Source organism: Adlercreutzia aquisgranensis (assembly GCF_943193145.1).
GTDB lineage: Bacteria > Actinomycetota > Coriobacteriia > Coriobacteriales > Eggerthellaceae > Xiamenia > Xiamenia aquisgranensis.
This window is the reverse complement of record NZ_CALPDA010000007.1, coordinates 15,871-39,697: the sequence shown is the minus strand read 5'-3', so window position 1 is coordinate 39,697 and position 23,827 is coordinate 15,871. Positions and strand designations below refer to the sequence as shown.

Annotated in this window: 21 protein-coding genes and 2 tRNA genes; 1 reads left to right on the top strand and 22 read right to left on the bottom strand. The window is 66.0% G+C overall.

Features of this window, described 5'->3' with window-relative positions; translation table 11 throughout:
- The first annotated feature begins 131 nt into the window (after window positions 1-131).
- Window positions 132-1,382 (top strand): Mbeg1-like protein, encoded by a 1,251-nt coding sequence (locus tag NFR41_RS05385; protein WP_251231006.1) that lies wholly within the window; start codon window positions 132-134, stop codon window positions 1,380-1,382.
- Between the two features lie 57 nt (window positions 1,383-1,439).
- Here NFR41_RS05385 and NFR41_RS05380 read toward each other — a convergent pair whose 3' ends face one another.
- The 22 genes from NFR41_RS05380 to NFR41_RS05275 form a co-directional block, all read right to left on the bottom strand.
- Complete coding sequence (locus NFR41_RS05380) at window positions 1,440-2,282, bottom strand: iron-containing alcohol dehydrogenase (protein WP_251231005.1); 843 nt, start codon at window positions 2,280-2,282, stop codon at window positions 1,440-1,442.
- Between the two features lie 209 nt (window positions 2,283-2,491).
- Window positions 2,492-2,567: transfer RNA gene (locus NFR41_RS05375), tRNA-Lys, on the bottom strand.
- Window positions 2,568-2,643: 76 nt separating this feature from the next.
- A tRNA-His gene (locus NFR41_RS05370) sits at window positions 2,644-2,720 on the bottom strand.
- Window positions 2,721-2,815: 95 nt separating this feature from the next.
- Window positions 2,816-4,543 (bottom strand): arginine--tRNA ligase, encoded by a 1,728-nt coding sequence (gene argS, locus NFR41_RS05365; RefSeq protein ID WP_251231004.1) that lies wholly within the window; start codon window positions 4,541-4,543, stop codon window positions 2,816-2,818.
- 170 nt (window positions 4,544-4,713) lie between these two features.
- Window positions 4,714-5,493, bottom strand: coding sequence for a lipoprotein intramolecular transacylase Lit (locus NFR41_RS05360; protein ID WP_251231003.1), 780 nt, complete (start codon window positions 5,491-5,493; stop codon window positions 4,714-4,716).
- 52 nt (window positions 5,494-5,545) lie between these two features.
- Window positions 5,546-6,976, bottom strand: a complete 1,431-nt coding sequence (locus NFR41_RS05355; protein ID WP_251231002.1) for a carboxylate--amine ligase — start codon at window positions 6,974-6,976, stop codon at window positions 5,546-5,548.
- A gap of 22 nt (window positions 6,977-6,998) precedes the next feature.
- A complete protein-coding gene (locus NFR41_RS05350; protein WP_251231001.1) occupies window positions 6,999-8,477 on the bottom strand; it encodes an ATP-grasp domain-containing protein in 1,479 nt (492 codons plus the stop codon).
- A gap of 66 nt (window positions 8,478-8,543) precedes the next feature.
- A complete protein-coding gene (locus NFR41_RS05345; protein ID WP_251231000.1) occupies window positions 8,544-9,863 on the bottom strand; it encodes a chloride channel protein in 1,320 nt (439 codons plus the stop codon).
- A gap of 178 nt (window positions 9,864-10,041) precedes the next feature.
- Window positions 10,042-10,614, bottom strand: a complete 573-nt coding sequence (locus tag NFR41_RS05340; protein ID WP_251230999.1) for a YceD family protein — start codon at window positions 10,612-10,614, stop codon at window positions 10,042-10,044.
- A 118-nt stretch (window positions 10,615-10,732) separates the two neighbouring features.
- A complete protein-coding gene (locus tag NFR41_RS05335) occupies window positions 10,733-11,206 on the bottom strand; it encodes an ATP synthase subunit B family protein (protein WP_160214222.1) in 474 nt (157 codons plus the stop codon).
- A 129-nt stretch (window positions 11,207-11,335) separates the two neighbouring features.
- On the bottom strand, window positions 11,336-12,910 hold the full coding sequence (gatB, locus tag NFR41_RS05330) for an Asp-tRNA(Asn)/Glu-tRNA(Gln) amidotransferase subunit GatB (RefSeq protein ID WP_251230998.1): 1,575 nt from the start codon (window positions 12,908-12,910) through the stop codon (window positions 11,336-11,338).
- Window position 12,911: 1 nt separating this feature from the next.
- A complete protein-coding gene (gene gatA, locus NFR41_RS05325; protein WP_251230997.1) occupies window positions 12,912-14,408 on the bottom strand; it encodes an Asp-tRNA(Asn)/Glu-tRNA(Gln) amidotransferase subunit GatA in 1,497 nt (498 codons plus the stop codon).
- Entirely contained in the window at window positions 14,408-14,719 is a 312-nt protein-coding gene (gene gatC / locus NFR41_RS05320; protein ID WP_160214225.1) for an Asp-tRNA(Asn)/Glu-tRNA(Gln) amidotransferase subunit GatC, read from the bottom strand. Before gatC ends, gatA begins: the two co-directional genes overlap by 1 nt.
- Before the next feature lie 233 nt (window positions 14,720-14,952).
- A complete protein-coding gene (locus NFR41_RS05315) occupies window positions 14,953-16,416 on the bottom strand; it encodes a L,D-transpeptidase (RefSeq protein ID WP_251230996.1) in 1,464 nt (487 codons plus the stop codon).
- A gap of 490 nt (window positions 16,417-16,906) precedes the next feature.
- Entirely contained in the window at window positions 16,907-17,194 is a 288-nt protein-coding gene (rplW, locus tag NFR41_RS05310; protein ID WP_160214227.1) for a 50S ribosomal protein L23, read from the bottom strand.
- Window position 17,195: 1 nt separating this feature from the next.
- Window positions 17,196-17,819 carry a 50S ribosomal protein L4 gene (gene rplD, locus NFR41_RS05305; protein ID WP_160214228.1) on the bottom strand — a complete coding sequence of 208 codons (624 nt, stop codon included), beginning with the start codon at window positions 17,817-17,819 and terminating at the stop codon, window positions 17,196-17,198.
- A gap of 31 nt (window positions 17,820-17,850) precedes the next feature.
- Window positions 17,851-18,471, bottom strand: coding sequence for a 50S ribosomal protein L3 (rplC, locus tag NFR41_RS05300; protein ID WP_160214229.1), 621 nt, complete (start codon window positions 18,469-18,471; stop codon window positions 17,851-17,853).
- A gap of 14 nt (window positions 18,472-18,485) precedes the next feature.
- Window positions 18,486-18,794, bottom strand: coding sequence for a 30S ribosomal protein S10 (gene rpsJ, locus NFR41_RS05295; protein WP_160214230.1), 309 nt, complete (start codon window positions 18,792-18,794; stop codon window positions 18,486-18,488).
- A gap of 30 nt (window positions 18,795-18,824) precedes the next feature.
- A complete protein-coding gene (fusA, locus tag NFR41_RS05290; protein WP_251230995.1) occupies window positions 18,825-20,927 on the bottom strand; it encodes an elongation factor G in 2,103 nt (700 codons plus the stop codon).
- An 18-nt stretch (window positions 20,928-20,945) separates the two neighbouring features.
- Window positions 20,946-21,416 (bottom strand): 30S ribosomal protein S7, encoded by a 471-nt coding sequence (rpsG, locus tag NFR41_RS05285; RefSeq protein WP_160214232.1) that lies wholly within the window; start codon window positions 21,414-21,416, stop codon window positions 20,946-20,948.
- A gap of 120 nt (window positions 21,417-21,536) precedes the next feature.
- Complete coding sequence (gene rpsL, locus NFR41_RS05280) at window positions 21,537-21,908, bottom strand: 30S ribosomal protein S12 (protein WP_160214233.1); 372 nt, start codon at window positions 21,906-21,908, stop codon at window positions 21,537-21,539.
- 463 nt (window positions 21,909-22,371) lie between these two features.
- Complete coding sequence (locus NFR41_RS05275) at window positions 22,372-23,739, bottom strand: putative manganese-dependent inorganic diphosphatase (RefSeq protein WP_251230994.1); 1,368 nt, start codon at window positions 23,737-23,739, stop codon at window positions 22,372-22,374.
- Between the last annotated feature and the right edge of the window lie 88 nt (window positions 23,740-23,827).

Sequence of the window (23,827 nt, the reverse complement as noted above, 5' to 3'; positions counted from 1 at the left end):
AGCCGCTGCCGGGTCAACGCCTTCGCAACGCACCGACCCGCGCCTTCCGCCTCGCAGGCGCTTTGCTATACTCGAACGGTCCGCGAACTGCGACTTCGCAGTTCGAACACCCGCTACAGCCAGGAGCCGCCGTGAGCAAGCGCACCGAGACCGAGGCATACGAGACGCCTGCCGCCGCAAAACCCCCGCAGGCGCCCGTCGCAGCGCTTCCGGCAGCCCCTGCCGCTTCTGCCGACAAGCAGTCCGCCCGCAAGACGGGCAAACGCGCCCCGAACATCGTGGACTACGTGCAGACCGAGTTCGCCATGTTTAGCCAGAAGCCTCTCTCCGACGTTGACAGCCTGGTGCTGTCCGTCCTCTCCTACTTCCACCTGCCGAAACGCCTCGCTCGGACCAACAGCTGGGAGGGCATGCGCCTGGTGGAGCTTTACCGGGCCGACTGCTTCGACGACATGTACGGTATGCTGTGGGACCCGGATTCCAGCGCCCGGCTGCTAGCCGCCCTGGCCGCCAGCCCGCGCTTCCGCGACATCCGCGTCATGGGCTACCGCGTGCGCAGCGACCCTGCCCAGGAGAAGCAGTTCGGCGCGCTTACCCTGCAGCTTTCCGACGAGGAGGCATTCGTGGCGTTTCGCGGCACCGACAACACCATCCTGGGGTGGAAGGAGGACTTCAACATGGCCTTCCGCTACCCGGTGCCCTCCCAGGAAGAGGCCTGCCGCTACCTCGAGGAAGCCGCGGGGCACGCGCGCGGGCGTCTGATGCTGGGCGGCCACTCCAAGGGCGGCAACCTCGCCGTCTACGCCGCCTTCTCCTGCAACGAGCCCGTGCGCGCCCGGATCGAGCGCGTGTTCTCCCACGACGGACCCGGCTTTCCCGAATCCGTCTTCCAGGACGGCTCGATCGAGCGCGTGCGCAATCGGGTGCGCAAGACGCTGCCCCAGTCGTCCATCGTGGGCATGCTGCTGGAGCATCAGGAGGACTACCAGGTGGTCCGCAGCTCCACCTTCAGCGCTTTCCAGCATGACCCCTACTCCTGGGTGGTCGAAGACGGCGCCTTCGTGGCGGAAGGCTCGCTCACCCCGGCGGCGAAGTACCTGGACCTCACGCTCAACGAATGGGTGCAGTCGCTTTCCGCCCGGGAGCGCGAGCAGGTGGTCGACTCGGTCTACGCCCTGGTGGAATCTGCCGGCCAGACCACCATGGCCGGCATGCGGGACAACTGGCAGAAGGCCGTGCCCGAGATCATCTCAAGCGCCATCCGCATGGACGACGAGCCGCGCGCGCTCATCCTGCAGGCGGTGAAGGAGCTCGTGGTGCTGGGAGGCAAGAAGGTGCCCGAGATGTTCGCGCGCAAAGCAGTCTCGGACAGCAGCGAGTAGAGGGCTAGCGGCTCTCCGAAGAGGGCCGCCTCCCGTTCGTACCGGGTGCTCCGACCCTTACGCCGCCCGGAGGTCCAGCAGCTGCTCGTAGATCGCCTCCAGCTCGTCGGCACTCATGAGCACGGGCACCGGGTAGAGCGGGTTCGCCTCCGCTGCCGCGATGCGCGCGAGCTTCGGGATGTCCTCGCGGCGAAGCTCGGGGAAGGTGTCCCCTATGGCGAAACGGTGCTTCATAGCGTCGATGGCGTCGACGAAGGCCCGGGCTGCGAACCCGTCGCCAACGCGCTGTGTCGCCACGCCCGCCGCCCGCGCAAGATCGGCCAGGGGCTTCTCGACCGCCTTGCCGTAGCGGCGCAGCATAAGCGGCAGGATGACTGCGTTGGCGTAGCCGTGGGGCACGTTGTAGGCGCCGCCCAGGGAATGGGCCACGGCATGGACGTATCCCACATAGGACTTCGTGAAGGCGCAGCCGGCCTTGAACGACGCGACCAGCATGTTGCGCCTGGCCTGCTCGTTCAATCCGTCGCGATAGGCCGTATCCAGGTTCTCGAAGATGAGCCGTACGGCCTCGAGCGCGTCGGCGCGAGTGTCCTTGGTGGTGGAGCGGCCTACGTAGGCCTCCACCGCGTGAGTGAGCGCGTCCATGCCCGTGGAGGCGGTAAGCGCCGGCGGCAGGCTCAAGGTGACGTCCGGGTCCAGCACCGCGTAGCGCGGGATGAGCGGGAAATCGTTGATGGCGTACTTGTGGCGCGTTTCGACGTCGGTGATGACCGCAGCCAGCGTGGTTTCGCTGCCGGTGCCGGCGGTGGTGGGCACCGCCATGAGCAGCGGCAGGCGGCAGTGCACCCGCAGGATGCCCTTCACCTGCCCCAGCGTCTTCTTCGGCTTGGCCGCGCGCACGGCCCGCCCTGGGATTTCGCCGGCGATACGTCGAACTCCCCTTCTAGAACATCTTCCATCTTCAGCCTTTCTCCTTATATTGTTGAGCTGTCAACAATATAAGGAACATGACCAAACCGATAAAGAATGGGCGGCAAAGAACACAAGCCGAGCATGGCTGCAACATGCAACGAAAAAGCCCGGCGGGTAACCGTCGGGCTGTCTTCTCGTGGTGCTCCGTCGGCGACTCGAACGCCGGACCTTGGGATTAAGAGTCCCCTGCTCTACCAACTAAGCTAACGGAGCGATTCGCTTGCTCAAGCAGCGGTTGACTAGTATAGCCAACATGCAATGCCTTCGCAAGATGAATTGTCAAAAAAGCTGGGGTGGGTGAAGGGACTTGAACCCTCGATCTCCAGAGCCACAATCTGGCGCCTTAGCCAACTAGGCCACACCCACCATAACGCAAGGAGATAGTATATGGCATCCTGAAAGCCTGCACAAGATGCAATTTTCCGAAGATGCCATATTCCCTCAACGTTTCACTACGCCGCCTACATCTTCTCCGGAGCCGACACGCCCAGCAGGTTCAGGCTGAGGGCCAGCACGATGCGGGTGGCGTCGGCCAGGGCCAAGCGGGCGCCGCGCACGGGCTCCTCCTCGCTTAGGATATGGCAGCTGGTGTAGAAGGAGTGGAACAGGGCTGCCAGGTCCTGGGCGTAGTGGGTCAGGCGGAAGGGCGCGCGGTCGCGGGCGGCCTGGGCCACCAGCGCGGCGAACTCGTCCATCTTGCGCATAAGGGCAAGCTCGGCCGGATGGGTGAGGCTGGACAGGTCGGCCCCTTCGGGAACCAGCTTCTTAGCCAGCTCGTTCATGGAAAGTTCGCCGGCTTCCACGGCGCGGGCGTCGGCCGGGTCGGCGGCCTTGCGCAGCAGCGAGCAGATGCGCGCATGGGCGTACTGCACGTAGTACACCGGGTTGGAGTTGTCCTTCTTCTTCGCCACCTCGATGTCGAAGTCGATGGGCTGGTCGGAGCTGCGGGAGAGCATGAGGTAGCGGGTGGCGTCCACGCCCACCTCGTCCACGAGCTCCTCCAGCGTGACCATCTCGCCGGTACGCTTGGACATGCGCACGGCCTCGCCGTCGCGGTACAGGTTCACCAGCTGGCCCAGCACCACTTCCAGGGCCCCGGGCCATCCCCAGGCCTCCAGCATGCACTCGCAGCGCTTGATGTAGCCGTGGTGGTCGGCGCCCCACAGGTCGATCAGATGGTCGAAGCCGCGCTGCATCTTGTCGTAGTGGTAGGCCACGTCGCTCATGAAGTAGGTCATCTCGCCGTTGGCCTTGATGAGCACGCGGTCCTTCTCGTCGCCGAGCGCGCTGGACTTGAACCAGGTGGCACCGTCCTTCTCGTAGACGTAGCCCTTGTCGGCCATGGCGGCCAGGCTGCGCGACACGGCCGTCTCGCCGGTCTCGTCGGGCACGTAGAGGCTGCGCTCCGAGAACCAGCGGTCGAAGGTGGTGCCCATGCGGCCCAGGATGTTCTTCTGCAGGTCCAGCATCTCCCGGTAGGCGATCTCGCGGAAGGCCCCCATGCGCTCTTGGTCGGACATCGACTCGTACTTGTCGCCGTCGCGCTGGATGATCTCGGCGGCGATGTCGCCCACGTAGCTGCCGCCGTAGCACTGCTCGGGCATCTCCACGTCATGGCCGAGCTGCTGCATGTAGCGCACCGACACGGAGTTGCCGAACACGTCCATCTGGGTGCCGTGGTCGTTGATGTAGAACTCCTCGTACACGTCGTAGCCAGCGTGGCGCATGACGCGGGCCATGGCATCGCCCAGGGCGGCCCAGCGGCCATGGCCCACGTGCAAGGGCCCGGTGGGGTTGGCGGAAACGTACTCCAGGTTCACCTTGCGCATCCCCTCGTCCACGGTGCCGCGGCCGTAGCCCTCGGCTTCCTCGCGCACGGTGCGCACGACGGTTTGCAGCACGCTGTCGCTCAGGCGGAAGTTGATGAAGCCGGGGCCGGCGATCTCGGTGGAGGCGATCACGGTATTGGCCGGGATATGCTCCACGATAACCTGGGCGATGTCGCGCGGGGCCTTGTGGGCCTGCTTGGCCAGGCGCAGCGCCACGGTGGACGCCCAGTCGCCGTTGCTCTCGTCGCGGGGGCGCTCCAGCGAGGGATCGGGAATCTCCTGGACGGCAAGGGAGCCATCCTCCACGGCGGCGGTCAGGGCCGCGCCGACCAACGACTCGAGTTGCTCGCGAATTTCCATAGTGTCTCTCATCCTTCCATGCAGGCTCAGCAGAGCCAGAATCCGTCTGGCAGGCGCACGGGCGCCCCTGTGCATATCCGCGGATTGTACCACCGTCGCAGCTTTTCCGTCACCACCTGCACCTACTCCACACGTGGATGCGCAGGGCGGCAGGGGCGGCCGACGCCGGCTCAGCGGGCGGGCTTGGCGCGGCGGCGCAACAGCGCGCCGCAGGCGATGGCCAGTGCCGACAGCAGCGCGGTGACACCCACCCAGATAGCGCCCATGCCCATCCAAAAGGCGATGGGGTACATGGTGATGAGCAGGCTCTCCCAGGAAAACGTCCAGGTGCCCGCCGTGAAGAACAGCCCGTGGAAGGCGGCGAACAAGCCGCCGAAGTCAAGGGCCGCCCACAGCCCCAACGCCAGGAAGATCGCAAGCACCGCGGATCCGGCCGCAACGGCCATGGCGCCCACGCGCCGCCGCCCCCCGGTCGCGCCGGCAAGCGCCAGACAGACCACGGCCCCTATCAGACACGCGAGCAGCACCGTGCGCGCCGTCGACGCCACGGCGTAGCAGTCATCCAGATGGGACAGGGCGTCCGGCGTCAGCACGTAGGCCTCGTCAGCCGAGGCCAGGGCGGCATCGGCCGAGCCGGAACTTTCCGCGAAGTCTGGTGCGCCCTCCCCGGCGCGTCCGTCCGCGGCAGCGGCCTCGTTGATCGAGCGCTGGACCGCATCCAGGGCCGCGCGGTCGTTGTCGTCGAAGGAGTAGCGCTTCCCCGCCACGGCCATGGAAACCAGCTCGTCCTTGCTGAAGGGCGTGTGCGGGTTGTCGTTGCCCGAGAACGCCGTGGAAAGCAGCACGGTGGGCCCGTCGGTCATGGCCACGACGGCATAGCCGCCGCCCACCAGGCACACGGCCAGAAGCACCGTCCCCACCACCGCAGCTATTCGTCCTGCAACGCCCATAGGGCACCTTCCCTTCGACATCCGCCCGCCAAGCGAGCCCTACCCTTTTCGCTTACGACGCCTCGGAGGCGCCCTTGCACCTGTCCACCCATAGCGTGGCCGCCGTCATGTTCCCCGTGATGATGGGGCGCGGCCCCTGGCGGCTGAACACCCCCGCGAACTCGCCGTTGTACAGGTACAACCCGCTCAGGTTGTTCCAAAGCTGCGGGCAGACGCGGGCCGCCTGCGCCTCGTCGGCCTCCAGGATGCCCGCGTCGGGGGGCAGCACCTCGGTCTTGAAGGGCGTCACGAACTCCTGCAGCAGGAAGGGGACGCCCGAAGCGCCGTCGGCAAAGCGGTCAACCAGCGCCTCCCACGTCTTCTGGTCCTGCATGCAGCCCAGAAACACGTCTGTGGCATCGAACAGGTCGCTCGGCTTGATCACCCATCGGTCCTTGCTCGCCTTCACTGCGGCAAGGTCCACCGAATCCGCAGCCAGAAACGCCGTGAAGGGCACCGTGGCTTCCACGAAGGCGCGCTCCTCGTCGGTGAGGATGGCCTTAGCCCGCGGGTCGTGCAGCACCCGGAACACCTGCTTGTCGTGGGTAAGGCTGCCGGCGAAGCTGCCGATCAGGCACACGGCGTCGGAGGTTGCGGCCTCAAGCAGCGCACGGGACTCGTCCCAGCGGGCCAGCACGTCGGACGTGACCGCGCGCCGCCATACCGCGTCCACCACGCCGCCCTCGGCGTCCAGCAGCCGCCCGCCCTCGAAGCGAAGATCGCGGATATCGCAGATGACGCAGGAAAACCCCGCTTCGCGAAACGCCTGGCGGTACACTTCGAACTCCGAAAGCGTGGCCTTCTCCAGGTAGTCGCAGATGGCGATGGCGGGCACCGCGGGCGCCCCCTCGTGGCTCACCGCCCACTGCCGGTAGTCCTCCGCAAACGCGCGGACCCATGAATCCACCAGCTCGCAAGGCTCCACCCTGTGGCGCCTTGCGAACTCGCGCAGACTCTCCGAAGGCAGTATCGAGAGCGTGATCTCGCGGTTCTCGTTCATGCCGGAGGTGCCGTCGGTGTTCAGCTCGCAGAACTTCACCGTACCCGCGTCCTCGTCGAAGAACACGTCCACCCGGCAGACAGGGATAACCGCGTCGTAGCCCCGGGGAAGCGCGATCAGCTCCTCCAGGCGCGCGTCCAGCCGGAAGAGCTCCCGGAAGGACGGGTCGTCCACGTAGCGACGGGTCACCTTCGCCATGATCGAGTACATGGTCGCAGCAGCGTGCTGCAGAATGCGGAAGGAGGCGTCGTCGAAGAGCTTCGGCAGAAACGAGCTCTCCACAACCGTCCCGTGCACCACCGCCGTGGACGCTTCCATGAACGCCGCAGCTGCGCGCCGGCCTGGCACGTCCCCGCCGAGGCTGCGGACGACGTCCAGGTACTCCGCAGTCAATCGTCGATTGCCGGTAGCCGTACCGGCCCCGCTTTCGGTTCCGCCAGTCATCGCACCGCCCTTCCGCTTCGCATCACTGCACATCGTCCACCCACAGGCTCGCCGCCGTCAGCCCCCCGTGGGAGCCCAGGATGATGGGCTCGGGCCCCAAACGGCTGAACACCCCCGAGAAGCGCCCGTCGATCACGTAGAGGCCGCTTAGGTTGTTGTACAACTCCACCGGCGCCGTCGCATCGCCCGGCTCGCCCCGCAGGGCCACGGCCGGACTCTTCCACGGGGTCACGAACTCCTGCACCAGGTAGGGCTTCTCCACACGCTCCCGCACATGGGACCTCACCACCGCCTCCCAGGCCGCAGGGTCGCGGGCGTAGTCGGGCCCGGCGAACACGTCCAGCGACCCGTACATGTCCGTGGGCTTCACGATCCACCGCGCCGGGTTCGCCACTATGTCGCCGAAGTTGGGCAGGTCGTCGGAAAGCACCGCGGTGAAGGGCACCGTGCGCTCCACGAAGTCGCGCTCCGCCGGTGTGAGCAGCTCCTGGGTGGCGGGATGGCGCAACAGCGCGAAGATCTGCTTGTCGTGGGCGACGTTGGTGGCGAAGGGCCCGATCAGGCACACGGCGCCCGCCCGCACCGCGTCCAGGTAGGCGCGGCTCTCGTCCCAATGGGCCAGCACGTCGGAGGCCACACTGCGCCGCCAGATGGCGTCGACGGGCAGCCCCTCGTGGCCCAGATGAGCCTTCGGGCAGCTCAAGCGCTGCCCGTCGAATCGCAGGTCGCGTATGTCGTAGACGCTAAAGGCGCAACCGGCGTCTTCGAACAGGCGCGCGTAGATGGCAAGCTCGGTGACCACCGAGTTCTCCAGGTAGTCCACCACCGCCACATGGGGGCGCTCGGCAGCATCAACACCCGCCGCCTTGTCCGCAGGCTGCGAGAGCGCCCGAGCATCGCCTGCGGCCGCCTGCTCGGCTACGCGGCGCAACCGAGCGGCGTAGTCGGAGCCGCGGTAGATGCGCAAAAACTCCTCCACCCATCCCTCGAAGAGCCGGCGGCTGCAATCGCGCACCATGTGCCGCTCGCTGAAGCGGCGCAGTGGCTCGCAGCCTGAAAGCGAGTTGGTGGCCTCGCGGTTCTCGTTCATGCCCGAGGAGCCGTCGGTGTTGAACTCGCAGAAGCGCACCTCGCCGGTGTCCTCGTTCACGAAGGCGTCGTAGCGAGCGAAGGGAATGGGCTGGGCGTAGCCGCTCGGAAGCATCATGAGCGCCTCCAAACGCTCGTCCATGTCGAACAGCGCGCGGTAGCCCGCATCGGCGCGGTAGTGCTCCACCACCTTGCAGAGTATGCCGTGCATAGTCTCGGCAGCCTGGCGCATCACCTCGCGGGTGCGCAGGTCGAACAGCTTCGGGATGTAGGAGGTGTTCACCACCTTGCCGGCATAGGTGGCCGTGGAATGGTCCATGTAGTCGCGCGCGTCGGCACGGCCTTGGCTATCGCCCCCAAGCTCGGCGATGTAGCCCAGGTACTCCTCGGTAAGATCGACGTCTTTCGCCATGCTCAACTCCCGACCGCTCGATTCGCTGATGATTCAGCCCATAGTGACATAAAAGCCCGAAGCGCTCTAGGAACGGCGCTCATTCTTCAGACGAACTATGCCCCTAAAGGCCCCATGCCCGTAGATGCCCGCATCGGCGCCGCACAGAAACGCCACGGCCACCGCCACGACCAGATACGGGGCCGCCAGCCACCCGAACACCTCGCAACCGATGAGGAAGGCCGCAAGCGGGCAGCGGCTCGCAGCAGAGAAGAACCCGGCCAAGCCCGCAGCGGCCAGCAGCGGTGCGTCAAGCCCCACGGCGGCCCCCAAAGCGCACCCCAGCAGCGACCCGATGCAGAACATGGGCATGATCTCGCCGCCCTTGAACCCGAAGCCCAGCGCCACCACCGTCAGCAGCAGCTTCACCGCGAAATCCCAGCCGGCGACGTCGCCGGCCAGCGCCCGGCCCATGAGCGCGTCCCCCGTGCCCATGTAACCGAACCACCTGAAGGCGAACACCAAGGCGGCGAACAGCGCACCTCCGGCGAACACCGCCAGGTAGGGGTTTCCCACCCGCGAGCGAAGAAATCGCTTCACGCCCTTGATGCCCCAGGAGAACGCCGTGCCGGCCACGCCGCAGGCAAGCCCCACGAGCACGCATCCGCCCAGCAGCTCCACCGACACCTCCGGCACGGCCACGGCGGGGATGACGTCCCCGATACCCGCAGCCCGCGCGATGGCGCAGCCGATGAACGCCCCCACCAGCATGGTGGGCAGCCGATGGACCACAGTGCGGTCGAAGCGCGACAGCTCCAACACGAACATGGTGGCCCCCAGGGGCGAGAAGAACAGGGCGCTGAAGCACGAGGCCATGCCGCAGGCGGCCGCGTAGCCGTTCAGGCGCGCCCGGCTTTCCCGATGCAGTGCCCGCAAGCCGAACGGACGCGAGACGAGCTCGCCCAGCGATGCGCCCATCTGCAGCGCGCCGGCCTCCTTGCCCACCGACCCGCCGCCCAGCACCGTGAGCGCGGTGCCCGCCAGGATGCCCGGGGCAAGCTTCGCGCTCACGGGCCGGTTCTCCCGAAACGTTCGCACCACGTCGTCGGTGGACTCGTGGGCGGGTATCTTGAGCGCTTTGTACAGCAAAAGCCCCAGCACGCCCAGAACCGGCAGCGCGAAGAGCACGAATCTATGGGAGAGCGCAAATCGGTCGGCTGCATCCACCACCAGGCACAGCACGATTGAGCCGGCAGCCCCCGCAACACCTACCACCAGGGCGAAAAGGCAGTGGCGGGCCACCTGGCCCCAGTCGAGAGTGCCGATCCACTGCCCGAAGGTGGAGAAGGTGACCGGCGACGGTTCGTCGTCCAAGGAACCGTCCGATCCCTTGCGATCTTCGCCCATAGCCACCTGCCTTCCGCCTCATCGGTCCGCTGCTGCAACCATGGTAGTTTCCAATCACGCCGAAGCTGCGGGGCCCAAGCCCCCTGTAACGGACATGCTAACGGGGCGTAACGCGAAAGCAGCGCCCGTAGGCGCTGCTCGCAAAGGGAAAACGCTTCGTGCCGCCGACGGACATCCCCTACTCCTGCTTGCCGAAGGGAAAGTCCTTCAAAGCCGCGAAGGGGTTCGGGCGGCCGTCGGCCATGATGTAGGGCGCGTCGTCGGCGACGGCCGTGCCGCAAGCGCACTGCTCGACGTTTCGGTTAGCGCCGCATTCCGGGCAAATGCCCTTGCAGTCGTCGGAGCACAGGGGAACCAGCGGCACCTCCACCAGCAGCGCGGCCACGATGAGCGGCTCCAGGTCGATCACCTTGTCGGCGGGCAGCACGTCGAACTCGTCACCCTCCATGCCCTCCTGGGACGCCGCGTCGGGCGCCAGCAGGAAATACCCTTCGACGCTTCCGCGCAGGGACACCTCCACAGGTTCGAGGCAGCGGGCGCAGGCGGTCGTCGCCACCCCGTCCACGGTGCCGGCGACCAAAACGGCGTCGCCGGTGTTGGTGAAGTCCACCGCGTAGGAAAGCGGTTCTGCGAACACGTACTCGTCGGGGCCGGCGGCAAGCACGCCCAAGTCCGCATGGCCTTCGAAATGCGCGGTCTCCGTCGGGGAGAACAGCTCGTAGGGAACGGGGATTCGAAGCGTCGTGTCCATGGCACGGGCCTCCTTTCGTAGAGGTTGGCCGAATCGGAAGGGCCGGTAGGAAAAAGCGCGCCCGGCGATGAGCTGGGCGCGCTTCGGGGTGCAGGTTGGCGAAGGGCCGACGCCGTGACTAGCGCCCGGCCGCCATGGAGTTGGCGTTCAGGCGGTCGCGGCAGCGGCGCACGTTGTTCAGCAGCGTGTCCAGGCTCTGCTCCACATGGCCGAACACCTCGTCGGCGTAGTCCTCGGCACCGGCGCGGGTCATGAGCTCGGTCTCGCGCGCATCGGCAATCAGCTGGTCGGCCTGCTGTTGGGAGATGCGGACGATCTCCTGTTCGGAGGCGATGATGAGCGCCTGGCTGCGCGCATCCTCGATCATGCGGTTGGCCTCGGCCTGGGCGTCGTCGAGCAGCACCTGGCGCTCGCGGACGATCTGGCGGCTCTGGGCGAATTCAGAGGGGAACGTCTCGCGCATCTCGTCGATGATCTCGAAGACCTGGGAGATGTCCACTTGGCGCATGTTGCTCTTGCCAAAAACCGGCTTAGAGTCTTCCAGCAGAATGGTGAGCTCCTCGAGCAGACCCAAGACTCCTGTTTCGTCCATGTTGTTCCTTCCAACCGACCTTGCTGCGTTTGTGCTGTGTGTGGCGGCGTTTTTAGGCGCGCATAAGTCGCATTATTGTATCATGGGCGCCTTGTTTGCAAGCACCGTTCGTACAATGACCAAAACCCGTTACGAAAGCTTTGCCGAAAGCAGCTCGTTGAGCAACTTGGGATTGGCCTGGCCGCCGGTCTGGCGCATGCACTGCCCCACGAAAAATCCCATGAGGCCCGTCTTGCCGCCCCGGTACTGCTCCGCCTTGTCGGGGTTCTGGGCGATCACCGCATCCACCACGGCCTCGAGCGCGCCTGCATCGGACACCTGGCGCATGCCCTTGGCCTCCACGATGGCCTCCGGCTCGGCATCCTCGGCCATCACGGCGGCGAACACCTGCTTGGCCTGCTTCGACGAGATGGCGTCGCTGGCCACCAGGCGCACCAAGGACAAACAGCGCTCGGGCGTGAAGGGGCTCTCGTTCACATTGAAGCCCTCGTGGCTGTTCATGTAGGCGCTCACTTCGTTGATGATCAGGTTGGCCACCGGCTTGGCCAGCGACGCGGCGTCGCCGCCCGCATCGGCCATGACCGCCTCGAAGAAGGTGGCAGTGCTGCGATGGTCCACCAGATGGCGCGCGTCGTAGGCGGACAGCCCGAACTGCTCGCCGAAGCGCGCCGCCTTCTGATGGGGCAGCTCCGGCAGCTTGGTCCGAACGCGCTCCACGAACTCGTCGGACAGGTCGAAGGGCGCCAGGTCGGGGTCGGGGAACAGCCGGTAGTCGTCGGCGGTCTCCTTCACGCGCATGACGATGGTGCGCTTGGCGGAGGGGTCCCAGTGGCGGGTCTCCTGGTACACCTGGCCCCCCTCCTCCAGCACCTCGGCCTGGCGGCAGATCTCGTAGGCCAGCCCGTCGTGAAGGCTCTTGAAGGAATTCAGGTTCTTGAGCTCGGTCTTCACGCCCAGCGTCTTCGACCCGCGCCGGCGAAGGGATATGTTGCCGTCGCAGCGCATGGAGCCCTCCTCCATGGAGCAGTCGGAGATGCCTATGGCCAAATAGATCTGGCGCAGGGTCTGCATGAACAGACGCGCCTCCTCGGGCGTGCGCAGGTCGGGCTCGGTCACCAGCTCGATGAGCGGAGTGCCGGCGCGGTTGTAGTCCACCAGGCTGTGGGTGGCGCCGGCGATGCGGCCCTCCTCGCCGCCGATGTGCACCATCTTGCCCGCGTCCTCCTCCATGTGGATGCGGGTGATGCCCACGTGGGCCTTGTAGCCGGCCTCGGTGCGCTCGATGTTCTCGAAGGCCTCCCCCACCGACAGCGCCCCCAGGTTGTAGCGCTCCTTGGCTGCGTTGCCGTCCACGTCCAAATCCAGCCAGCCGCGCATGCAGAAGGCCACCGGCCCCTGGGTGGTCTGGAAGTTCTTGGCCATGTCGGGGTACATGTAGGTCTTGCGGTAGAACATCGAGTGCTTCTCGATGTCGCAGTTGGTGGCAAGACCCGCCAGCACGATGGACTCGATGGCGGCCTTGTTCGGCACTGGCAAGGCGCCGGGAAGCCCCAGGCACACCGGGCAGGTATGGGTGTTGGGGGCGGCGCCGAACTCCAGCTTGCAGCCGCAGAACATCTTGGTGTTCAAGGTGGTCAACTCGGCATGCACCTCCAGGCCGATGACCGCCTCCCAGTCTTTGAGCACCTCTTCCAGGGAGCGCATATCAGTTCCCCACCTTTCCGTCGGCGAAGGCCGGGGCCACGGGAGCCGGGCCGTACACCGTTTCCAAAGCCGCGGCAACCCGCAGCATGTTTTCGTCTTTGAACTGCGGGGCTATCAGCTGAACGCCCACGGGCAGCTTCGAGTCGGCGCCCAGGCCCACCGGCATGGACATGCCGCCGTTGCCGGCGATGTTGATGGAGATGGTAAACATATCGGACAAGTACATCTCGGTAGGGTCGGTCACCTCGCCGAAGCGGAAAGCCGTGCGCGGACTCACCGGAGCCACGATACAGTCCACCTGCTCGTAGGCGTGCTGGTAATCACGGGTGATCAGGGTGCGCACCTGCTGCGCCGGGTAGTAGTAGGTGTCGTAGACGCCGGCGGACAGCAGGTAGCTTCCCAGCATGATGCGGCGACGCGCCTCGGGGCCGAAGCCCTTGGCGCGGCTGGCCTCGTACTGGCCGTTCAGGTCGCCGTGGCCCGCGTCGCAGTAACCGTAGCGCACGGAATCGAAGCGCGCCAGGTTCGAGAACGCCTCGCAGGGGCCCAGCACGTAGTAGGCGCTCATGGCCGCCTGGGCGTTGGGCAGGTCCACCTCCACGATCTGCGCCCCCAGGCGGCGCAGCTGCTCGATGGCCTCCTGCACCTTGACCTTCACCTCGGGCTGCAGGCCCTCGGCCTCCATGAAGGCGGGCACCACGCCCAAGCGCATGCCGGAAACGCCCTCGGCCAGGTTGGCGGTGAAATCGGTGGTGACGGCCTGGCTCGTGCAGTCCATGGGGTCGTGGCCGGCCATGGCGTTCAAGGCTAAGGCCGCGTCCTCGACGCTTCGGGTGAAGGGTCCCACCTGGTCAAGGGAACTGCCGAAGGCCACCACGCCATAGCGGGACACCACGCCGTAGGTGGGCTTCACGGCCACCAGTCCGCAGAAACTGCCGGGCTGACGGATCGATCCGCCCGTGTCCGACCCCAGGCTTACCGTAGCAAGGCCGGCGGCAACTGCAGCGGCGCTTCCGCCCGAGGAGCCTCCGGGCACGCGCTCGGCGTCCCACGGGTTGCAGGTGGGTCCGAAAGCGGAAGTCTCCGTGGAGCTTCCGAAGGCGAACTCGTCCATGTTCAGCTTGCCCAGGGGAATGCCGCCCGCGTCGATGATGCGCTTGACGCAGGTGGCCGTGTAGGCCGACCGGTAGTTCTCCAGCATCTGAGAACTGCAGGTGGTGCGGGTGCCAACCAGGTTCATGTTGTCCTTGAACGCCGCGGGGACGCCGGCCAGCGCACCCGCCGACGCCAGGTTCCCGGCAGCCACGGCCGCATCAACGCGGTCGGCGGCCTTGAGGGCCAGCTCCTCGGTAACCTCCAAGAACGCATGCACCTTGGGATCGGCCAGGCTTATGCGGGCAAGGGAGCCCTCGGCCACCTCGCGGGCGCTGAACTCCTTGGCGGCCAAGCCGCGCTGCAGCTCGGCCACGCCCATCTCCGCAAAGGCTTTGCTCGTCATTATCTGTCGCCCCCCTCTCCCAGGATCGACGGGATGAGGAAGCTGCCGTCCTGCTGACGCGGCGCGTTGGCCAGCGCCTCGGCCTGGGTGAAGCCGGGCACTTCGGCATCGTCGCGCATGACGTTGGAGAGGCTTCCGATGGGATGGAACGTCGGCTCCACCCCTTCCAGGTCGTACTCGGTGATGGGCGAGAGGCTCTCGATGATGGCGTTGAGGTCCCGCGTCATGGCGGCCACCTCCTCGTCGGTCAATCCGATGCGCACGTACTCCGCGATACCGCGGACGTCGTGGGCGGTTAGCTGGTCGGCCATGGGGTTCGCTTTCCTTCCGGTTGGACGGGCGAGGACAATGCGCTTGCCTGCGCCCCAGACGAAGTCAGGCACCATGATAGCTCATGCGCTGCAATGCGGCCGCCTTCGCGCCGCCCCTCCCCCCTAAGAGCAGAATTGCGGCACTTCGCCGCATGGGCGCCGGTGCGCATCCGCAGGTAGCCGTCTCGCACAGGTCCTCCCGCGTCGGCTCGCAGCCTGCCTTCAGCAAGTACCTAGTAGTGCGTCACCACCACGTCCCCCGGCTCCAACATCCCGTAGAGCTCGGCGGCCTTCTCCGTGGGAAGGTTCACGCATCCGCCGCTGCCAAAGTAGCCGTCCTTGTACAGCTCGCCCCCGAACTCGGTCTGCCACCAGGCGTCGTGCAATCCGATGAACGTGCCTATGAAGGGCATCCAGTAGTCCACGTCGCGCCCGAACAGGTGGTCCTCCTCCACCTGCAGATTCCCGTTCTCGTCGATGTACTCCAAGGTGCCCACGCTTCGCAGCTGGGCGGGGCTGAGCTTCTCGGTAACGGTGTACACCCCGGTGGGGGTTTCGTACTGCGTGCCCCATACGCCCGTGATGATGTCGCTCTCCCACACCAGATCGCCGCCGTCGTCGTAGAAGCGCGCATGCTGCTCGGTCATGTCGACGTCGACGTAGCGGGGACCCCAGTCCGCTCCGGGAATTCCCAGGAAGCCGTTGCCGACGACGCTGCAGGGGATGCTCGTATCCGAAGCGTCCCCCTCAAGCGCCGCCCGCACGGCCTCCACGGCCCCGTCGGCGTCCTGGGCGCGCCAGAGGTAGTCGCCTCCCTCCACCGTGCACACCTTGCCGTCGGGCCGCACGTAGGTGCGCGTGCTCGCTCCCGACAGCAGCCCCCTCAGGGTGTCCAGCCATTCGTCGACCTTGCCCTGGTCGATGCTCGCCTCGTAGTCCTCGCCGAAGGTTATCCACTGCGCCGCCTGAGCAGCCCCCACGCGAAACGATGCGGAGTCCCCCAACGTGAAGCTCACATCGTAGGCGGCGCACAGCTCGTTGGCGCGCTGCGCGGCCTGCCGCTTCTTCTCGGCATCGGCGGAAAGCTCCGATTGCGCGACGCATTCCGCTGGGACGGCAAGCTCGGGCTGGTAGGACGAGATCGCGCCCTCGCACGCCGCGGCCAACGCGTCGGCGTCTATCACGGCACCGGCCTCGGCCGGTTCGTACACCCACTGGCCCCGGGCCTTGTCGAACGCGATGTCCGGGTCTGCGGCCTGCTGCGCCGCCTCGTTTCCCGAGGCGACGGCCTCGCGCAGGATGTCCAGCAGCGCTTCGCGGTCGTAAACCACCTCGAAGAACTCGGAGGCGTCATGGGGCAGCAGGGCCGACACGGGCCAGAGGAGCGTCCCCTGGGCGTCGAGAACGTCCTGTCCGATGTCGTCCGAGGCGAACGCCAAGGAGATGTCGCTGCCCGGGATAGTCAGGTCGAGCCCCTGCCCGCTCACGTGGAGGGAGTACGCCGAAAGCGCCTCCTGCGCAAGCGGATGCACCTGCTGCACGTCCACGCTGCCGAAGCCCACCCCGTAAGCGCTGGTCGCAGGATAGAAGCTGCCGCGATACTTCGCCGTCCCCCACCCGTAGCCGGCGATCAGCAGCACGGCGGCCGCAACGACTGCCACGATGCGCAGCGTGTACATCCTGCTCGCGCGCCGCATGCGCAGGATTGCTTCCTCCCGGTCGGCGCGGGAGGAGCCGTGGGCACGGCCTCGGGCGCCCGCTACCGGCCCCGGGCCGCCCCGGCGGGCACCCGCCGCATCGGCGGCTCGTCCCACCGTGGGCGCGGCGACAGCCCGCCCTGGCGCAGGCGCACCGCCGGGCCTCCTCGGGGTCCCGCTGCCCGCAGCCGCTACGGGTGAGCGGCGACCGCGGTCGTTGACCGAGGGGCGCCGATGAACCTGCCCAGCGCCGGCGCGCCCGGGCTCGCGCTGCGGATAGCGCGCACGCGGTGCGCTGCCATTCCCCTGCTCGTTCGTGTACAAGATGCCGTCCGTTTCCCCTCGCATATACCTTATCCGCGCATTATAGCCCGTGCGCGCGGAAACGCCATTCCTCCTACCGCCGTTTCCGCTCGCTCGAACCGAAAAAGGGCCCCGCCGAACTCGGCAGGGCCCCAACGTCAGCGCGGTATGTCGCTTGCCGCCTTCTCTAGCTGGCAAACAGCTCGATGGTATCGCCATCCTTGAGCGTAACCATGGCCTTCTTCCAGGTACGGGTGCGACCCAGCTGGTAGCGCACGCGCTTGGGCTTCGACTTCACGTTCAGCGTGTTGACCTTCTCGACCTTCACGCCGAAGATCGCCTCGATAGCCTGGCGCACCTCGATCTTGTTTGCGTCCTTGGCCACCTCGAAGGTGTAGACGTTGTGCTCCATCATGTCGTAGCTGTGCTCGGTGATGATGGGGCGGATGATGACCTCGCGGGGATCCTTCTGCATTTTAAGCAAGCACCTCCTCGATGTAGCTCAGGCAAGACTCGCAGATGACCAGAGCCTTGTTGTCGATCAGCTCGTAGGTGTTGATGGCCGACACAGGCATCACATTCACCGTAGGGATGTTGCGGAAGGACAGGAAGGTCTCCACCGCGTCGTCGGGGATGATCACCGTGGTGCGGCGGTCCAGCCCCAGAGCCTTCAAAGCGGCCACGGCGTCCTTGGTGCGGGGCTTCTCGAAGTCGAAGTCCTTCACCACCACCAGCTGACCGTCAGCCAGCTTGGCGGACAGGGCGCTGCGCATGGCGAGCTTCACTTCCTTGTTGTTCACGCGGAAGGCGTAGGAGCGGGGATGCGGGCCGAAGACCACACCGCCGCCGGTCCAGTGGGGAGCGCGGATGGTACCCTGGCGGGCACGGCCGGTGCCCTTCTGGCGCCACGGCTTCTTGCCGCCGCCGCGCACTTCGCCGCGGGTGCGGGTGTCATGGGTGCCGGCACGCCAGGAAGCGCGCTGGGAACGCACCACCTGGTGCATGACCGGCACGTTCGGCTCGATGCCGTACACGGAGGCGGGAAGCTCGAGCGTACCCGCAGCCTCGCCCTTCGCGTCTTTGATCTCGATAGTCGTCATGAAAGTAACTCCTTACAGGTCCTGCCGGCGCTTAGGCCATGCGGACGCGGACGATGCCGTTCTTGCCGCCGGGTACGGCGCCCTTCACCAGGATGAGGTTCTGATCCTCGTCGATGCGAACCACTTCCAGGTTCTTCACCGTCACGGTGTCGCAGCCCATGTGGCCGGGAAGGCGCAGGCCCTTGAACACGCGGGAGGGCGTGGCGCACTGGCCGATGGAGCCGGGAGCGCGGTGGAAGTGCGCGCCATGGCCGCCGGGGCCGCCGGCGAAGCCGTAGCGCTTCATGACGCCGGCGAAGCCCTTGCCCTTGGAAGTGCCGGTCACGTCGACCTTCTTCACGTCGGCGAAGGCCGCCACGGTCTGCAGGTCGCCCACGGAGTGCTCCGAGGCGTTCTCCACGCGCACCTCGCGCAGGTAGCGGGTAGGCTCGGTGCCGAGCTTGGCGAAGTGGCCCGCCATGGGCTTGTTCACCTTCTTGGGCTTCACGGCGCCGAAGCCCATCTGAACGGCCTCGTAGCCGTCGGTCTCCTTGGTCTTCACCTGGCAGACCTTGTTGGGCTCGGCCTGGATGACGGTGACCGGGATCACGCGGTCGTTCTCGTCGAAGATCTGCGTCATGCCGATCTTCTTACCGAAAATGGCGTTAATCATATCTACTACACCCCTTACAGCTTGATCTCGATGTCGACGCCGGCCGGCAGGTCGAGGCGCATAAGGGAATCAACCGTGTTCGGCGTGGGCTCCAGGATGTCGATGAGGCGCTTGTGGGTGCGCATCTCGAACTGCTCGCGGGAGTCCTTGTTCACATGGGGCCCGCGGATGACGCAGTACATGTTGCGCTCCGTAGGCAGCGGGATAGGTCCGGAAACCTTGGCACCCGTCTTTTGGGCGGTGTCCACGATGAGCTTCGTGGACTGGTCCACGATCTCGTGATCATAGCCCTTCAAGCGGATGCGAATCTTTTGACTAGCCACTTGTCATACCTCCAAATTTCGCCTGCGCGCTTACGCGTTGCCGCCGGCCTTGCTGATGATCTCTTCGGACACGCTCTTGGGAACCGGCTCGTAGGAGTCGAACTGCATGGTGTAGGTCGCACGACCCTGCGTACCGCTGCGAAGGTCGGTCGCGTAGCCGAACATGTTGCCCAGGGGCACCTTGGCCTGGATGGCGATAGCGTTGCCCTGCTTCTCCTGGCCCTGGATCATGCCGCGGCGGCTGGGGATGTCGCCCATGACGAAGCCGGTGTACTCCTCGGGAGTCTCCACCTCGACGGCCATCACAGGCTCCAGGATGACCGGGTTGGACTTGCGCAGCGCGTCCTTGATGGCCATGGAACCGGCCACCTTGAACGCCGCCTCGGAGGAGTCGACGTCGTGGTAGCTGCCGTCGATCAGCTCGACGCGCACGTCCTCGACCGGGTAGCCGGCCAGAACGCCGGAGTTCAGCGCCTCCTGAATGCCCTTGTCGATGGACGGGATGTACTCCTTGGGAACCACGCCGCCCACGATCTTGTTCTCGAAGAGGTAGCCGGCGCCGGGCTCCTGCGGGTACATGTTGATGACCGCATGGCCGTACTGGCCGCGACCACCGGTCTGGCGGACGAACTTGCCCTCGGCGCCCAGCACCTCGTGGCCCGGACGCTCGCGATAGGCTACCTGGGGCTTGCCCACGTTGGCCTCCACCTTGAACTCGCGCAGCAGGCGGTCGATGATGATCTCGAGGTGCAGCTCGCCCATGCCGGCGATGATGGTCTGGCCGGTCTCGTGGTTGGTGGACACGCGGAAGGTGGGGTCCTCCTCGGCCAGCTTCTGCAGCGCCACGGCCATCTTGTCCTGCTCGGCCTTGGTCTTCGGCTCCACGGCGATGTCGATAACCGGGTCGGCGAACTCCATGGACTCCAGGATGACCGGCGCGTTCTCGGCGCACAGGGTGTCGCCGGTGGTGGTGTCCTTCAGGCCCACGACGGCAACGATGTCGCCGGCGGAGCAGGAATCCACGTCCACGCGCTGGTTGGAGTGCATCTGCAGCAAACGGCCGATGCGCTCCTTCTTGTCCTTCACCGCGTTGAGCACGTAGCTGCCGGCGTCAAGCGAGCCGGAGTACACGCGCAGGTAGGTGAGCTTGCCCACGTAGGGGTCGGTCATGATCTTGAACGCCAGCGAGGAGAACGGCCCCTTCGGATCGGCGGGACGCTCTTCCTCGGCGCCGGTCTCGGGGTTCACGCCCTTGATGGCAGGGATGTCCAGCGGGCTGGGCAGGTAGTCCACCACGGCGTCGAGAAGCTCCTGCACGCCCTTGTTCTTGTAGGCGCTGCCCACGAACACGGGGTTGATCTTGCAGTCGATGACGCCCTTGCGAAGGGCGGCCTTCAGCTCCTCGACCGAAACCTCCTCCTCCATGAGCACCTTCTCCATGAGGTCGTCGTCGCAGTCGGCGGCGGCCTCCAGCAGCTCCTGGTGGTACAGGGCGGCATCCTCGGCGAACTCGGCCGGGATGGCGTCCATGGGCTCGGGGTAGGTCATGCCCTTGTCGTCGGCCTTGAAGTCCCAGGCGGTCATGGTCACCAGGTCCACGATGCCCCAGAAGCGGTCCTCGGAGCCCATGGGGATCTGGGCGGCCACGGCGTTGGCGCCCAGGCGGTCGCGCATGGTCTGGATAGCGTGGAAGAAGTCGGCGCCCACGCGGTCGTACTTGTTGATGAAGGCGATGCGGGGCACGCCGTAGCGCTCGGCCTGGCGCCACACGGTCTCGGACTGGGGCTGCACGCCGGCCACGGCGTCGAACACCGCCACGGTGCCGTCGAGCACGCGCAGCGAGCGCTCCACCTCGGCGGTGAAGTCCACGTGGCCGGGGGTGTCGATGATCTGGAAGCGGTACTCAACACCGTCCTTCTTCCAGAAGCAGGTGGTGGCAGCAGCCGTGATGGTCACGCCGCGCTCCTGCTCCTGAACCATCCAGTCCATGGTGGCCGCACCGTCGTGCACCTCGCCGATCTTGTGCGTCTTGCCCGTGTAGTACAGGATGCGCTCGGTCGTGGTGGTCTTGCCGGCATCGATGTGGGCCATGATGCCGAAGTTACGGGTTTGGCTCAAAGGGGTCTTTGCCATTGTAGCGTCTGCCCTCCTTTAGAAACGATAGTGCGAGAACGCACGGTTGGACTCGGCCATCTTGTACAGGTCTTCGCGCTTCTTCACCGAGGCGCCGGTGTTCTCGGAAGCGTCGATGATCTCCTGGGCAAGGCGCGCCTTCATGGTGTGCTCCTTGCGCTTGCGGGAGAAGTCCACGATCCAGCGGATGGCCAGCGTGGTGGCGCGGCGGGCGTTGACCTCCATGGGCACCTGGTAGGTGGCGCCGCCGACGCGCTTGGGCTTGACCTCCAGCGTGGGGCGGACGTTGTCCATGGCCTTCTTGAACACGGTCAGGGGGTCCTGGCCGGTCTTCTCCTCCACGATCTGGAAGGCGCCGTAGACGATGTCTTCGGCCTTGGACTTCTTGCCGTCAAGCAGGATCTTGTTGATCAGCTGCGTGACAAGGCGGTTGTTGTACTTCGCGTCCGGCTGAACCTCGCGACGGACTGCTGCTGCACGACGGGACATTTACGTCTCCTTCTTCTCCTGCGCGCTTCGAGGCGGCTCTCACCCGCCCATTAGGCTTGCCGTGGTTCGCATTCCTTCAGCGAACCGCGTCGCGCAAGCCCGCGCGGCTTAACGGCTTACTTACTTCGGGCGCTTGGCACCGTAGCGGCTGCGGGCCTGCTTGCGGTTGTTCACCGGCGAGCAGTCCAGAGCGGCGCGGATCACCTTGTAGCGCACACCGGGGAGGTCCTTCACACGACCGCCGCGGATGAGCACCATGGAGTGCTCCTGCAGGTTGTGGCCCTCGCCGGGGATGTAGGCGGTGACCTCCATGCCGTTCACGAGGCGAACACGGCACACCTTGCGCAGGGCCGAGTTCGGCTTCTTCGGCGTGGTGGTGTACACGCGGGTGCACACGCCGCGCTTCTGCGGGTTGCCCTTCAGAGCCGGCGTCTTCTTCTTGTCCACCGACCGCTTGCGGCCCTTGCGGACCAACTGGTTGATAGTAGGCAAAGCTCTATCTCCTTCTTCGTACCTCGGTGCCGGCCGCCGCGTGAGATTGGCGACGACACCATTGCCTTACCGCTGACAAGGTCAGCATTCGCGCGTGTGCGTCCAGCTGAAACGCGCACGAGCAATGCACCTCGGTTTCAAGGCGCGAGGTGGAACTATACCAGCGCTCACCAGGGGTGTCAAACGCCACGCATCCGGGCGTATCTATACTTGCACTCCTTAGAAAAATACAGGTTGAGCTGGGATTTCTACAAGCGTCCGGTTCGGTCGCAACGTGCGTCGCCGAAACCTCCACAGCTTCTCGATAATTGAGGAGGCCCGAAGGCCGGCGCCGAACGGAAGCCCGCAAAATCGGCAGGTTCGCGCGTTTTTCCTCCCCAACCTGCCGATTATGCGGGCTTCTCAAGCCTTCGAAGCGATGCGCACCTGCAACACGCTCGTGCATGCAAGCGCACGAACCTGGTTACACGCCCAGGATGCGGGCCGCCACCTGCTTCTTGCGCGACAGGATGCCGGGCATCCAAGTGCCGCCTTCCCCCTTGCAGTCGATTCCGAAGACGCGGTTGACGATGCGGCGGTTCCCCTCGCAGAGGAACTGGCTGCCCTCGGCCATGATGTCGGTGACCATGAACAGCACGAACTCGTAGCCGTGGTCGGCAAGCAGCCGGCGCATGTGCTCGCGGATCTCGGCCTCGCGATGCATGACCGCCGGCAGGTCCACCGTCTCGCGCTGGGCGATGAGCACGGTGGCATCCCCGATGATGAATTCCTTGGCATCGGCGCCCACCAGCTTCTCCACCGGGACGTCGTCCTCGCCGCCGCGGCATTTGAACACCGCCAGACCGAATTCCATGGGGTCGACGCCCGCGATGCGCGACAGGCGCTCGACCTGGTCGCGGTCCACGTAGGTGGTGGTGGGCGACTTCAGGATGACGGTGTCGGTCATGATGGCCGACAGAAGAACGCTGGCGATGTTCGGAGGCAGCTCCACCCCGTGGCGGTCGAACTCCATGGCCACGATGGTGGCGGTGGAGCCCACGGGCAGGTTCAGGAACTTGATGGGATTGGCCGTCATGACATCGGCTATGCGGTGATGGTCCACGATCTCCACCACCTCGGCCTCCTCGATGCCGTTGGCCGCCTGGCGCGTCTCGTTGTGGTCGACGAGGATCACCTTGCGATGGGGATGCACCGCCACGTCGGAGCGCGTGACGATGCCGATGGCGTGCCCTTCGTCGTCGAGGACCACCGCTTCGCGCAGCGCGCTGGCCATAAGGTCCTCCACAGCCTCTTTGAGCAGGCCCTCCTTGTCCAGCACCAGCACGTCGGTCTCGGTGATCTCGCTCACCTTCTGGCCCAGCGACGCGATGAGGTTGCCGGCCACCGCCATCTCGTTGGCGGCGCCCTCCTCCAGCATGTCGGTGGCCGAGATGTAGCGCTCGGCGATCATGCGCGTGGTGATGAGCCCGCGGTAGGCGCCGTCGTCGTCGGTGACCACGAGCGCCCGCACGTTGTGCTGCCGCAGCAGCCGACCCGCCGACAGCAACGTGTCGTCATGGCCGATGGAAATAGGATCGCACGTCATGACGTCGGAGACCCGCGCGTGGACGTGGGCCAGCACTTCGGGCGCCGGTATGCCGTTTTGCTGGAGCACCCAGGCGCTTTCCGGGGGCAGAGGCCCCAACCGCGCCGGCACGTAGACCGCCGCCGGCTCGCCGCCTTCCGCCTCGCGCTCGGCCAGGCGGTTCTTCAGGTACGCGTAGCCCACGGCGGCGCAGATGGAATCGTTGTCCGGGTTCTTGTGCCCTACGACGATGATGGGTGCCGCCATGAAAGCTCCTTCGCCAAAGGACCTGCACAGGGCAGGTCCTTTCGTAATCTATGGGTGTGCTGAAAACCAGCGAACAAGTATAGCGTCC